This is a genomic window from Mongoliitalea sp., assembly GCF_054166905.1.
In genome coordinates this window covers 1-14,711 of record NZ_JBSZCK010000043.1, presented here as the reverse complement: position 1 = coordinate 14,711, position 14,711 = coordinate 1, and the positions used below count along the sequence as shown (strand labels likewise).

Sequence of the window (14,711 nt, the reverse complement as noted above, 5' to 3'; positions counted from 1 at the left end):
GTGCCATTAGAGTATCAATATACGTCTATTTGAGGAGAAACCTGGCAGGTTTTAGGTATTCTGAATGACTTTTTGTTTCCGGTGCGCTATCGCAAACCTGCCAGGTTTTTTCCCACCTCGTGAGTTTAAGATCACAGGGCTGACGCGCCTCTTTTACTTTCCAAGTCTTATATCAAGACCTATTTCAACCTTATTTCGCGCAGTTTATTTCTACTTTATTTCATTTCATCTATCCAAAAGATTTCAATTAACTTTTACTTCCTATTAACCAACTGAATCAATCCGGCAAAAACCATTACTGCAATACAGCCAATTGCATTGTACCACAGGAATCCAATATTAATTGGAATACCTAGGAGGCTACCTCCATTATTGAAATGAATTAACAGAATCAATGCCTCTGCTAAAAAGGCTGCGATAAAGACAGCATTGCCCTTAACCCATTTCATGTAGAAACCCACCACAAAAATCCCCAAAATGGTACCATAGAAGAGTGAACCTAGCAAATTGACCGCCTGAATGAGGTTCTCAAATAAAGTAGCATAGGTGGCAAACAGAATCGCTATAACTCCCCAAAGTCCTGTAAACCATTTGGAAGAAAGCATGTAATGGTACTGAGAACCTGTTTTTACAACAGAACGCTTATACAAATCTACGGTGGTAGTACTACCCAAAGCATTGAGTTCGGAGGCTGTAGAGGACATGGCCGCTGAGAAAATCACTGCAAAAAGTAAACCTACAATTCCCTTTGGAAGATAATCCATCACAAAGCGCATAAAGATGTAATCCGTATCGCGCGTTTCGGCTTTTTCATCATTGCGGACAATCAGCTCCTTGGTTTCCTTCCGAATACTTTCCTGATAGAAGGTTTTCTTTTTGATATTGTCCTGCGCTAAAGCAATCCCACGCTCATCATTGATGGCCACTGCATCCAATAAATCCTGAATATCCTTTTTCTTCTCTACAAAAACTTGATTGTATTCTTCTTTCAGGAAATTGAAATCTTGCTTGTAGGGAGATTGTTCCAACTGCTCTGTTTGAACCTTATTGAAAACTACTGGCGGTTCATAAAATTGGTAAAACACATACACCATCACCCCTATGAATAAAATGATAAACTGCATGGGAACTTTTAGGAGACCATTCATCATCAAACCCATACGGCTTTGGGTAAGGGAGCTCCCAGACAGGTAGCGCTGAACCTGTGATTGGTCTGTCCCAAAGTAGGATAAAAACAAAAACACGGCTGCTGTCATCCCTGACCAGAAGTTATAACGATCCGCAAGATTAAACTCAAAGTTGACAATATTCAAGCGCTCCATTTTTCCCGCCACATGCATAGCCTCGGTAAACTTGACCGGAAGCATATTGACCACAAAAATCCCTGCGAGAATCATCCCTCCCATCATAACTGCCATTTGTTGTTTTTGGGTGATGGACACGGCTTTGGTACCGCCGGAGACAGTATAAATGATCACTAAGACACCGATAAACACATTGGTAAATGTCAGATTCCAGCCTAACAAAGTAGAAAGGATAATGGATGGTGCATAAATAGTAATTCCTGCTGCAAGACCTCGCTGAATTAAAAACAATAGAGCGGCAAGCGTTCGAGTCTTCAGGTCAAATCTTGATTCCAAAAACTCATAAGCAGTGTACACTTTGAGTTTGTAGTACATGGGCAGAAACGTCACTGAAAGGATAATCATTGCGACTGGTAATCCAAAATAGAATTGGATAAAGCGCATCCCATCTTCATATGCTTGCCCTGGCGTACTCAAAAAAGTAATGGCAGAAGCTTGGGTGGCCATGATGGATAAGCCGATGGTCCACCAATTCATATCACTCCCGCCACGGATATAGGATTCCATATCCTTGGCCCCGTAGGTTTTCCAGACCCCATAACCCACAATAGCGGCAAGGGTGCCAAACATGACCAACCAATCTATCAGACTCATGAGAAGTACAGGGTTATCCAGTAAAACAGCCCAATCAAAATGACCAAAGCGAGCATCAAACCAATATACCAGTTACGCCAATTGATTTTATTTTCCATTGCCTTGCTCAATCAAATTGACAAAAAGTTTGATAGCACCCGGTACACCCGCGGGCAATTGTCTAAACCAAGAAATCCCGGAGTATGTGTAGGTGCCTTTTCCATAAGTTGTAAATATCAGTGAACCTTGGGTTGGATTCTCTCCTGGATCCTGCATGGTAAATGGGGTTTGATAGTTGGCGTCCCAATTACTGGCGAAATACAAGCCTCTCTCCTGCACCCAACCGTCAAAATCAGCTTGGGATACCTGGTTAGGATAACTCATCAATTGGTGTTTGTAATCTGCTTCCACAGGACTGCCTTCCACAGTTACCCGATCTCTGGAAATAGAGAAAGGATATGGACCCAATTCACGGGTCAACAAAGGTGAAGAAGTGTTGTATTGCACAATTACATTCCCACCTTCTTTGACATATTCCATCAATTGATCTGCATTGTTTGCTAAAGATTGGTTGGTATTGAATGCTCGTATGCCCACGATCACCGTTTTGAACTCAGCAAATCTACGTAAGTTCAACTCCGCATCATCCAAAATGGTCAGGTCATAACCTAAGCTACGAAGAATTTCTGGCACATCATCCCCAGCCCCTTGAATATAGGCGATCTTTCCTCCGGATATTTTCAAATCCATTTTCACCAAATTGATTTTGGTATCGGTAAAGTAGGTCAGATTTGGGATATGCTTATACAAAATTCGTTTGGTATCCTGCCCGAAAGATTGACCATTGGGCAACGTGTATCGAATGCCTACTTCCTTGGTCAATTGATCAGAGTCCAAGAAAGTAATGGTGTAAATCAATCGCTTTCTCCGCTCATCGGTACCTGTCAATGTCACACGGTATTGATTGGCTTTCAGGCCGTCTACGACGATGGAACCATTATTTTTAAATTGATCTCTGAAAGCTACTTCTACTCGAAGGTCATGACGTGCGCCTGGAATCAGGAATACATTCTTTTTGTCCAAACTCACATTGACTTCCGGAACCAAGGTAAATGGCTGTTGGATTTCTCCATCTACTTGGTCGTTGTATTTGTATCGCAAAGGAACCTCCCAGGTGATGGTCTGCCCATCTACTTCGATACTTACTGTTCCAGAAATGCTCGCTTCATTGATCGGTGGACCAATCAGCTGAGGGTCTTGAATGTCGAAAAGACTTTGCTCGATTCCGTTAGCCAACCAAAAGGGTTGAGATACCGGATAATCAACCGGCACTTTAAAGTTCAGTGGTTGGCTGACCACTTGATTATTGACTGCCAATTGATTCAGGGCTTGGTTGAAAAGTTTTCCTTTGAAATCAATCAATTTTAATTGAATGCCACTAGGATTGTTAAATACAAATTCAGCAGCCAACTCTTCTCCGGGGTAAGCGATTTCTTTGCGGATATTAAATTCTGTTTTGACACCCAAGGTCTGCAAAATCATCCGATCCAAATGGGCTTTTTTCTCTTCCACCCAAACCGCCGTGCTTTGAGTAGGATTCAAAAGCTTTCTGATCTCCAATAATTGCTGCACATGCTGGGCAGGTTGGATGAAATTAAAGGATGCGATTAATTGATCGATTTTCGCTTGGATGTCTTTTCCATTGGGGATTTCCAACCATCTATTGGGGATACCTTCAAATGGTGAATCTTTAAACTCCTCTCCTTTGACCAATTCTATGAAATCATTGCCTCTACCGATTTGGGAAGTAGAACCAAATCCTTGAGACTTGTGCATGGTGCGGGAATCGGCGGCTATTTGGGAATAGGTTTCACCCAAAAGTGGGTTAAAGTCCCCTACTGTACTGAATGTATGATATAATTTGTCCTCCTTGGGTTCGTACTGACCTCCCCAAGAGTAGGCATTCCAAAAAATCCTACGGGCCTTCCAAGGTTGAACGCTGGTCAATTGTTCGGGAAAAACATTTGTTTTATCGGTGATATCAAAAGCTTCGGAAGCTAAAATAGCTGAAGTGGTGTGGTGTCCGTGTGTGGTTCCTGGAATGGTATTGAATCGGTTGATGATGATATCGGGCTGAAAGCGTCTGATGATCCAAACCACATCCGAAAGTAGCTCTTCTTTATCCCAGTTCATGAGGGTTTCATCCGGGTTTTTGGAAAAACCAAAGTCCAAGGCTCTAGAAAACAGCTGCCTTCCTCCATCTCGTTCACGGGCTTTCATCAATTCATGGGTTCGGATATAGCCCAATTCTATCCCAAGTTCCTTTCCTATCAAGTTCTGCCCTCCATCTCCTCTTGTCAAGGATAGGTAGGCTACTTGTGCGTGTTCTTTATTAGCCAAGTAACCGATCAAGCGTGTGTTTTCATCATCCGGGTGAGCAGCGACATAGAGTACACGTTTGGTTTCTTTAAACTTTAATAGATCGTGATATAATGCAGAAGAAGGTAAATTTTGGGCATTTACAATCCCTGACAAGCATACAAAACAAGCAATTAACAGTTGGTTAAATCTCTTCATATAGACAGAATTTCCGAAAAGCTAGAAGGAAAGTTTGGAGTTCCAAATAGTTTTTTTGTAAAAGGATAAATGAAATGTAGGAGGGTCATTAGTCGTTCTTTCAATTGCAATCGAAACGTGTGAATGGGGAAATTGGTTTTTAACCATTAAGGGATTAAGGGAATGAAGGTTTTGGTCTATCTTCTTTTTAAATGTTTACTGCTCAATTCTCCTACAATGCCGGGGCTTAAAAGCCACGGCAATTGATGGGGGTATTCCTTAAAATTCTTTTCTTTAGCGTAATTAAATTGAAAACCTCTTCTTGGGTTAAAACCCACAAACGACAGTCGTACACCACATTTCATTCTTTGCTTCGACAAGCTCAGCACAAGTGCTTCGACAAGCTCAGCACAAGTGCTTCGACAAGCTCAGCACAAGTGCTTCGATAAGCTCAGCACAGGTGCTTCGACTGTGATCTGCATAGGCATTGCAAACTTTTCACTGCTCACTCCTAACTACTCACTTTTCACTACTAACTGCTCACTCCAGCAACTTCTTCGCTTCTTCTTCCGGGAGTTCTTCTACTTCTCGGAGTTTGCGCTGAATGACGCGGGTGCGAGTACCGACGAGGTTGTCGAGGTCAGAATGGGCATCGGATATTTTCTTTTGTGCCTTGGTAATCAGGTCACTAAACTTTCCAAATTCAAGCTTTACTGCACCCAATACTTTCCAAACTTCCGCACTGCGCTGTTGGATTGCGAGAGTACGGAACCCCATTTGTAAGGAATTCAATAATGCAGCCAAGGTGGTGGGTCCGGTCAAAATGATTTTATAATCCCGCTGCAAGGATTGGGTGAGCGCTGGTTCGCGTAGGATTTCGGCATACAGACTCTCCATCGGCAAAAACAGCATGGCAAAGTCTGTGGTATGCGGTGGATGAATGTATTTGGAAGAAATATCCTGTGCGGCTTTTCGGATAGCTTTAAAGAGTTCACCACGTGCTATTTCTATGGCATTTTTGTCACCTATATCATAGGCATCTAACAACCGATAATAGGTTTCTTGAGGAAATTTGGCATCTATGGGAAGGTATACGGAGGAGCTTTCATCAGAGCCAGGCATTTTAACGGCAAATTCGACTCGCTCCGAAGATCCTGGTTTTACTGCTACATTCAAGGCATATTGTTCGGGGGATAGGATATTTTCTAGGATGCTTTGTAACTGGAATTCCCCCATCACACCCCGACTTTTGACATTACTTAATACCCGCTTCAAGTCCCCTACTCCTGTGGCTAGCTGCTGCATTTCTCCCAAGCCTTTTTGGACCACTAATAATTGCTTGGTCACCAATTCAAATGACTGACCCAATCGTGTTTCCAAGGTTTTTTGAAGCTTTTCATCCACCGTTTCCCGCATTTTTTCCAACTGCTGCTCGGTACTGCTCAGTAACTTTTCTTGCTTTAAAATAAGCTCTTGGAATTTTTCCCGCTGCAATTCATTAAAGTCACGAACGTTTTCACGAAAAAGCTTTCCAAACTCAGCAATAGCCTGCTGTTGTTCCTTGCTTTGGGCTCGTAATTGGTCAAAAACTAAGGAGAATTGCTGCAAAATGCCTTGCTGGATTTCCGTTCTATTGCTTTGAACCTGCTGGGTAAGTGACTGATTCAACTCCCGCATGCGTTCTTCCAAAGCCTGTTGGTCGGTATTTTTCCGAAGTAACAAAAAGAATAATCCCCCATTCATCAAGAGGAGTAGAAGGATTAACAGGAGTGTCAAGAGTTCAAGGGACATAGCTGAGATATTTTGGACTGTTAAAGTAGTCCATATCTGCTTGTATACCTAGAAATGCTAAATAATCTACGACAGTCTCTGTCGGGATTTCTTCCATGGGCACATGTCCTGCTTGAGGATAGACTTTGAGGGTTGATTGTGGCAATTTGGCATGAAGGGCTTCACCGGCTCTCAATGGTATCCAAGAATCCAAGGCTCCCCACATGATTAATACGGGCATGGTGATGTTATCCCATTCAATTTCGTAAGGCTTTCTGCTCGTCAGGCGCTGTAAGGTTGCCTCTCTATTCCCTTCCCGAAGCATCATGTCGTAGTAACGATTAACTAGGTCATCGGTGATTTTGCTTTCGTCCCCAAAGACTTGCTTCAAATTCATTCTAAACAAAAACTTGGGTGTAAACTGGGTAATCATCTTTCCGAAAACAGGATGTTGGACCAAGGAAAATATGGAAAACCGGGAATTCCTTTCGTTTTTAACAGCAGGTGTGGCATTTTCAGTGGTAACTGGCCTAGGATTACTAGGCGCTCCGGCTGCATCCACCAAGTTTAGAGTCAATACCCGATCCGGCTGGTCAGATGCCATTTTTAAGGCAACTGCTCCCCCCATGGAGTTACCGGCTATGTGAAACTCATCTATGCCCAATTGATCAGCGATTCCAAAAACCAAAGAAGCATAATCGCTGATGCCATAACGCTGCAACTCATCGGGTCCTGTCAATCCATGACCAGGCAAATCCATGGAAATGGTCATAAAATACGGATTCAGCTCCTGTTCCCAATCGGCCCAGGTATGTAGAGAAGCAAAACTCCCATGGATCAGGAAAATGGGCTCCCCTTCCCCTTTGACCCGTACATGCACATTTATTCCATCTACTTTCAAGAAGTAGGAATTTTCATCGGAGTATTTTTCCAACAATTGGGAAAGCGGCTTATCCTTAGAGTAAAATACCATCAAAATGGCCACAAAAAGCAAGAGAAGCACTGCTAGCAAATAAGCTATTCCTTTTAAAATCCGTTTGAAACCCATAGTTTATGTTTTCAGAGTAGTCTTTGAGCAACTAATTTGAATAAAATTCTTTGGTATACAAATGATTTTATCCATACTTTGCTTGTATAGTAGCTGTAATCAAGCCTTATGATGAAATTAATGCTTTTAATGTGGTCTTTATGGACCTTTCAGGACCCTACCACTCCCACTTTAAATCTGGAACAAGCCAACCGATTGGCTCAACTTCCTTTGCATTGTCTGCAGACAGAATATCCCAACAAGCTGAATCAAACACTAGCTGATGCATCCTACCTCAAAGGCCCAAAAGCACTTCATCCTGCCTTTTATGGCTGTTTTGACTGGCATTCAAGTGTGCATGGGCATTGGATGTTAATCGCTCTATTGAAGCAATTTCCTGAGTTGGATGATGCTGCCTTGATTCGTCAGAAACTGGAAGAAAATATCAGTGCTACCAATATTTTGGAAGAAGTAGCCTATTTCCATATGCCCCAGAACGGAAGTTTTGAGCGGACCTATGGCTGGGCTTGGGTACTGAAATTAGCAGAAGAATTACATACCTGGGATGATCCCTGGGCCAAGCAATTGGAACAAAACCTTCAACCCTTGACAGATTTGATGGTGGAAAAATATTTGGAGTTTCTACCCAAATTGATCTATCCTATTCGTGTGGGGGAACATACCAATATCGCTTTTGGATTGAGTTTTGCGTTTGATTATGCACAAACTGTTCAAAATCAAGCCTTAGCCAATCTTATTGAACAACGTTCAAAAGATTGGTTTTTGGAGGATGTGAATTGTCCCTTGGCTTGGGAGCCCAGTGGTTTTGACTTTTTATCTCCTTGTTTTCAGGAATTGGATATCATGCGAAAGGTCATGCCTCCTTCTGAGTTCATTGATTGGGCCTACAGTTTTCTTCCGGAGATCTTTACTACAGACTTTTCCTGGGAACCTGGAAAAGTGGCTGACAGAGCGGATGGAAAGTTGGTACATTTGGATGGAGTGAATTTTAGCCGGGCATGGGTGATGTATGGATTGGCTAGTAATTTCCCTGATATCTTTGGACATTTGACTGCCTTGGGCGATGTGCATATGAATTTCTCTTTGCCATCTATCGTAGATGATCATTACGAGGGTACACATTGGTTGGGTAGTTTTGCGATCTATGCCATGATTCAGCGACCTCAATGAAAGATGGTAAGCGCTCCTTAGGTCCCGGTCCCATCATTGCCGCAGCCTTTATCGGTCCCGGCACCGTTACCATCTGCACCTTGGCAGGGGTTGAATTTGGATACGATTTACTGTGGGCGCTGGGCTTATCGGTCATCACTACTCTGGTCTTGCAGGAAATGGCCAGCAGAATTGGCCTAATCAGTCAGCAGGGGTTGCTGGAAAACCTGAAACAGCATCTTGCCCAACCGCTTGCGAAGGTTTTATCCATTGGTTTGGTCATGCTTGCAGTAGTTTTGGGAAATGCTGCTTATGAAGCAGGAAATATTACTGGGGGTACCTTGGGACTTTCTTTATTGCTTCCCTTACCTGTTTACAGCATAGGTAAACTCACGCTCAATGCTTCGCAGTTGTTGATTGGGGCATTGGCATTCCTGTTATTATTATCGGGGAATATGTCCTTGATCACGAAGTTTCTTACCGCCTTAGTAATTGGGATGAGCGTAGCTTTTCTAGTGGGTGCCGTGATGGTATTTCCCTCTTGGCTAGAGTTTGGAAGAGGTTTTGTGCCAAAAGTCAATCCTCAAAATATTTTGGTTATAGTAGCCTTGATCGGCACCACCGTGGTCCCCTATAATTTGTTTTTGCATGCCTCCTTGGTGGCTAAAAAATGGCATTCCTTTAAAGACTTAGGTATCCTTAGAAAAGACACGCTCATAGCTATCCTTATTGGTGGAATGGTTTCTATGGCTATCGTGATCACCGGTGCAAGTCAGCAAGGGGGAGCAGTGAGTTCGGCCGTGGATATGGCCCTAGGTTTGGAACCTTTATTGGGGAAATATGCAACCTATTTTATTGCATTCGGTCTTTTTGCAGCTGGTCTGACCTCAGCCATGACTGCTCCTATGGCAGCAGCATTGGTGGTTTGTGGGAGTTTCGGCTGGAATAATTCCATTAAAAGTTTGCCCATGCGCATGAGTATGGGGCTAATCGTCTTCTTGGGGCTTCTATTTGCTTCTTTGGGTATCAAGCCTGTGCAGCTGATTACCCTCGCCCAAGTTGCCAACGGCATCCTTCTCCCCTTGGTGTCTGCCTACCTAATCTGGATGGTCAATCAGTCAGGCATCATGGGCAAGTTCAAAAATACACGCATCCAAAATGTGGTGGCAGGGACTGTTTGGTTGGTTACGGTTATTTTGGGGTTAGTGAGTTTGTATAGGGTTTTTGGGGGGTGAAGTAATGGTGAAATAAGGTTGAAATAAATTGAAATATTTTTGAAATCCGTGTAAAAACCTGGCAGGTTTGCGATAGAGGGATGTTGGGATTTACATGTAAAATCAAAGGGGCCTTAGCCCTGTGATCTTAAAACGCCGAGGAGGGATAAACCTGACAGGTTTGCGATAGCGATGAGGTTAAAAAATTCATTTAGGATACCTAAAACCTGTCAGGTTATATTCGGGATCCTTCATGAGTTATACCCATCTTCTTTATTTATTTTTAATTCCTTGCTTCGACTACGCTCAGCACAGGTGCTTCGACAAGCTCAGTACAGGTACTTCGACAAGCTCAGCACAGGTACTGCTCACTATTCACTACTCACTATTCACTTCCTACTACACCCTAAACCGATCGAGCAGCTTCTCAAGCCATTGAGATGGTTTTTTGGAATCTTCGGATTCGTAATAGTTTCCCGTGTATTTATTCTTCTTCATGTAAGAATAATTGTAACCATATCCGTAATTGTAACCACCGAAATCATAGATGTCACCACCTGATTTCATCCCATTAAACACTGCATAAATATTTGATACCTGATCATTTGCATACAGATCATTGATCATCAAGAGATGTTTCTTTTCTGTGTAATCTTGGCGAATGATATACAGATTCACATCCGAGAATCGGAGTAAATCCATAGTTTCGGACACCAATCCAATAGGTGGAGTATCCAAAATGACAACATCGAAATCTTTTTCTAAATACTCCAAGAACTCGGCCATTCGATCCTTCAATAATAATTCGGATGGATTGGGAGGTATGGGACCGGAAGGGACAATGAAGAGATTTTCGTATTCAGTTGGTAAAATAATATCTTCTTTTTCGCAGCGACCGACCAAATACGTAGATAATCCGATTTTATTGTCAATTCCCACATATTCAGAAATTTTGGGCTTCCTCAAATCCATCCCTATCAAGCAGGTTTTCTTACCTGACAAGCCAATGGCAGCAGAAAGATTCAAGCTAACATACGTTTTCCCTTCACCTGAAACGGAGGATGTTACCAATACCCGTTTGCATTTTTTGTCGGAGGCCAAATAAAACAATGCAGATCGCAAGGACCGGAATGACTCTGCCACCATGGTTTTTGGATGTTCGGCAACGATCATATTTGTTTGCTTGGTACTGAGTCCAATCGTTCCCAATAAGGGAATTCTCAACGTATTCCTCAATTGTATTTGATCCATGATCTTATTGTTGAGGTAATGGTACATCAGGAGGAATGCCAATGGGATAAAAAAGCCTAAACCTACAGCCATCCCATAGTTTTGTGGTTTTTTAGGGAAAACCAAACTCCCTCTGCGTGCATAATCCAAAATAGAATTATCTGAGATATTGGAGGCTTTGGCTATACCTGCCTCCGCACGTTTTTCCAATAAATAATTGTACAAGTTTTCCCGAAGTCTAAACTGCCTAAAAATATTGGTGTAAGTAGATTCAGTTTGGGGCAAACGAGCAAATTCTTTATCCAACTCTGCCTGTTTTTTCAAGGCTTCAGTTCTTCTTCGTTCAGTATTCTCCACCAAGTTATTGATATTTTCAAAAATGTTTTCCCGAAGTTTATCAATCTGTTCATCCAGCTCTCTGACATTTGGGTGGTTATCATTGACAACTGCAAGCAACTTTCTCCGGTCAAGGGAGGCTTCGACCAAGGTACGAATCAATCCACCTAAAAAGCCATCACTTAAACCAATGACAGAAGGTGCCAAGATATCAGAATAGTCTGCTCCTTTACGTAACAAGTAGCTTTGTAGGGATTTGTAATAACTCAATTCAAAATCAATTTCTTGTACCAAGTCATCTAGGCGCTGAATACTACTGAGAACTCCTCCAAATTCAGAGTTAACATCAAGCAAACGATTGTCAACTTTAAAGCGAAGCATTCGGTTCTCGACCATTTTTAAAGAATCCTCCAAATACCCCATCTGTTCGTCCAAAAACCGCAAGGTGTTTTCCGTCATTCTGTTTTTTTCCTTCAGATCATAATCGATGTAAGAATCCATTAAGGCATTGACATAATCCCTACCCTTTTCTACGACCTTGGTAATGGTAGACACCTGAAGTACAGTCCCGTAGCTATTGATGGGCCTGACGGTAATAGAGCGTGTATAGGTGTCCAACACATCTGCCGGGTGATGTAAAATGAAATGTAATTTTTCACCTTCCCGCATCCCACGAAGCCGTTCGACGGTAAACTTGGATCGGGCTGTTTGGATTTCTTCACCAAAGCGGAATGTTTTGCCCAAGAGCTCAGAATCGAAACTACCGGAGGCCTTTGCTGCAAGAAAATCAAAAAAACCGCGTTCCTCATTGCTCAGGATAAATTCTTGGTCATTGAGCGCCGTGAAATTAATTACCCCAGAACTTCCTTGCGGAAAATTCCAATCTACTTCTACCTTGATTGGAGATTTATCATACAACTCGATTTCCTTGATATTGGTGGATGCGTAATAACTCACATCAAAATGCAATTTTTTCAAAGCCTCTTCTGCCAGGTTTTTGGAAGTCAGGAGCAAAATGTCATTTTCCAAATTATTCATTCCTGAAAAAATATTCGAACGATCCAAAATACGGGACTCAGGTGTATTTTTTTGCTTGATTAATATACTCCCCCGAACTTCGTATTCTTCCACCGTGTAGCGATGGAAAAGAAAAACACCTAACAAACCAATAAATATACAGGTCGCATATAAGGGCCAATACCTAGAATATTTGATCAAATAATACTTGATGTCAATAGGCTTGACATCTTGTTCAAATTTGCTGATATCGATATTATTCCCGTCTATCATAATCTACTCGTTACCAATGCAAATATCACCAATAAAGAACTTGTGATCCCAATAATCAAACCCAAGGAGGAAGAAACATTATCTGCATTTCCAACCTGTCGGATCTTCATTGGTTCTAGGTACAAAATATCATTGTTTTGAATAAAGTAAAAGGGAGATGTGAGCAATTGACGATCATTCAAGTTGATTTGATGGATTTTGCTTCCTCCATCGTATTGTCTGATGAGAAACAATTGATTTTTCTTGGCCAAAATACTGGATTCCCCGGCCAATGCAATGGCGTCGAAAATGGTAGCTCTGTATTTTAAAATGGTCAAAGCACCTGAATTCGTGAATTCCCCCAGGGCGGTAAAGCGAATACCTCCGATCCGCAATTTCACATATACATCGTCTTTGAAATATACGGATATGGCTTCTTGCACTTTGTTTTGAGCCTCTTCCTCGGTTAATCCTCCGATCTTAATTTTCCCTAGTCTGGGAATATTAACAAAACCTTCTACATCAATCGGATAACCGGTAAAGAAAAACATATCCCCACCATTCATCATTCCCATTCCCCCACGCATCGTTCGATTGCCTTGAAACTCAAAAGCTTTGGTCAATTCATCGTTGGCAGAAGCAAAATCTATATCTACCACATCGAAGGGTTGCAATACATAGCGGTATTCCATTTCAGGAAAAGGAATAAATTCATCCAATTCAATGGGCACATTGCCTGGTAAATTTTGAAAATAGGTAATCCTTTTGTTGCTAATACAGGAGGTACCCACTAGTAAAAAAAGAAGACAAATTAAACTAAGACGATTCATTGATGGTGAAGATGCAAAGAGTTTCAAATATAGATATTTTTTTCATATCTCGCAGAAATCGCTGAAGGCACGGAAAGTTGAGTGGGAAGGATGAAGGGGGTAATTGTACCATGTACCAAGTACGAAGTACCAAGTAGGGATTCGGCCAATAGAGGCGAGATGCGAGAGATTAGAAACAAGAGACAAGAATCAAGAGTCAAGATAAGGATGGAAGGATGAAGGATGAGGGAGGAAGGAGGAAATTGTACCAGGTACCAAGTACCAAGTAGGGATTCTAGTAATAGAGACGAGATGCGTGAGGTTAGAAACAAGAGACAAGAATCAAGAGTCAAGACAGGGATGGAAAGATGAAGGATGAGGGAGGAAGGAGGAAATTGTACCAGGTACCAAGTAGGGATTCGGGTAAAAGAAACAAGATGCAAGAAAAAAGATATGGGTGACGGAAGGATGAAGGGTGTGATTGTACCATGTACCAAGTACGAAGTACCAAGTAGGGATTCTAGTAAATAAATAGGTAATCGTATGTTAACTACGAAATCGGATGACCTCGGAGAGGTCATATGTTTATAGCTAAATTAGTTCCGGCTAGAGACATTCGACTCCTTCGGAGTCGCACCTGCCCCTAAACATATTGTAACTATAAATATGTGATCCCTTTGGGATCGGGTATCCTCGCATTAAATGCAGCATCCGTGTAACATTTGCACATTAAAATAATTATATGGTTTCTTGGTTTTTAGCCAAAAGTCGGCGAATGGTCGGGAGGCATACGGGACACGGTCGGAACACGGTCGGAACATAGACGGGGAAAAAAGCCCAAAATTCAAAGTAAAATATAATTTTTTAGAGTCATTTATGATTTTTCAAAGAAGTGAAAATCAGGTTAATTGATGCCAAAAATTTATAGGTTAGGCAGGTATGAGTAGGACCAAATTCAACCCCTTTCAGGGGTTGGGAGGACCGATGGGGTACAATCATTAAACCCCGAGTTTGCACTCGGGGCTAACACCCTGCGGGATTGAACCCCTTGCTGGGGTTTTTCGCTGGTCGTGCTGTTCGAGATTTGCTACCTTTTAGTGCAATTGCGAGCCATGCGAGAAAAAATTGTCAATTGCTCAATGCCATAAATAGGCTATCCCATGACAATGATCTCACCAAAAAAAGCATTTATGTAATTAGCGTAATTGGTGGTTTAAAAATTTCAGAAGGCATGCTTGCCATCCGTTAGGAAGGTTTTAGATTTCTGGACGGTTAGTGCAATTGCGAGCCATGCGAGAAAAAATTGTCAATTGGTCAATGCCAGAGGTAAGCCACCTCCTTGCGGTGATCTCACCAGTAAAAAATATTTGTGTAATTAGCGTAATTCGTGGTT

General features: G+C 42.1%; 8 protein-coding genes. 2 read left to right on the top strand and 6 right to left on the bottom strand.

Annotated elements, in window-relative coordinates:
* Positions 1–254 precede the first annotated feature (254 nt).
* From ACXIUD_RS17340 to ACXIUD_RS17325, 4 genes are all read right to left on the bottom strand, one after another.
* Entirely contained in the window at positions 255–1,958 is a 1,704-nt protein-coding gene (locus tag ACXIUD_RS17340; protein WP_458053911.1) for a sodium:solute symporter, read from the bottom strand.
* 87 nt (positions 1,959–2,045) lie between these two features.
* Positions 2,046–4,514 (bottom strand): PIG-L family deacetylase, encoded by a 2,469-nt coding sequence (locus ACXIUD_RS17335; RefSeq protein WP_458053910.1) that lies wholly within the window; start codon positions 4,512–4,514, stop codon positions 2,046–2,048.
* Between the two features lie 519 nt (positions 4,515–5,033).
* Positions 5,034–6,170, bottom strand: a complete 1,137-nt coding sequence (locus ACXIUD_RS17330) for a DNA recombination protein RmuC (RefSeq protein ID WP_458053912.1) — start codon at positions 6,168–6,170, stop codon at positions 5,034–5,036.
* Positions 6,171–6,273: 103 nt separating this feature from the next.
* Positions 6,274–7,311, bottom strand: a complete 1,038-nt coding sequence (locus tag ACXIUD_RS17325; protein WP_458053909.1) for an alpha/beta fold hydrolase — start codon at positions 7,309–7,311, stop codon at positions 6,274–6,276.
* A 108-nt stretch (positions 7,312–7,419) separates the two neighbouring features.
* Here ACXIUD_RS17325 and ACXIUD_RS17320 point away from each other — a divergent pair, with 108 nt between their 5' ends.
* Both ACXIUD_RS17320 and ACXIUD_RS17315 read left to right on the top strand, forming a co-directional pair.
* Positions 7,420–8,481, top strand: a complete 1,062-nt coding sequence (locus ACXIUD_RS17320) for a DUF2891 domain-containing protein (protein ID WP_458053908.1) — start codon at positions 7,420–7,422, stop codon at positions 8,479–8,481.
* Positions 8,478–9,695 (top strand): NRAMP family divalent metal transporter, encoded by a 1,218-nt coding sequence (locus ACXIUD_RS17315; protein ID WP_458053907.1) that lies wholly within the window; start codon positions 8,478–8,480, stop codon positions 9,693–9,695. The genes ACXIUD_RS17320 and ACXIUD_RS17315 overlap by 4 nt, the downstream gene beginning before the upstream one ends.
* Before the next feature lie 378 nt (positions 9,696–10,073).
* Here ACXIUD_RS17315 and ACXIUD_RS17310 read toward each other — a convergent pair whose 3' ends face one another.
* Together ACXIUD_RS17310 and ACXIUD_RS17305 are read right to left on the bottom strand one after the other, a co-directional pair.
* Positions 10,074–12,530: a GumC family protein gene (locus tag ACXIUD_RS17310; protein WP_458053906.1), complete on the bottom strand. Its 2,457-nt coding sequence runs from the start codon at positions 12,528–12,530 to the stop codon at positions 10,074–10,076.
* A complete protein-coding gene (locus ACXIUD_RS17305) occupies positions 12,527–13,339 on the bottom strand; it encodes a polysaccharide biosynthesis/export family protein (protein ID WP_458053905.1) in 813 nt (270 codons plus the stop codon). The genes ACXIUD_RS17310 and ACXIUD_RS17305 overlap by 4 nt, the downstream gene beginning before the upstream one ends.
* Positions 13,340–14,711: the final 1,372 nt, after the last annotated feature.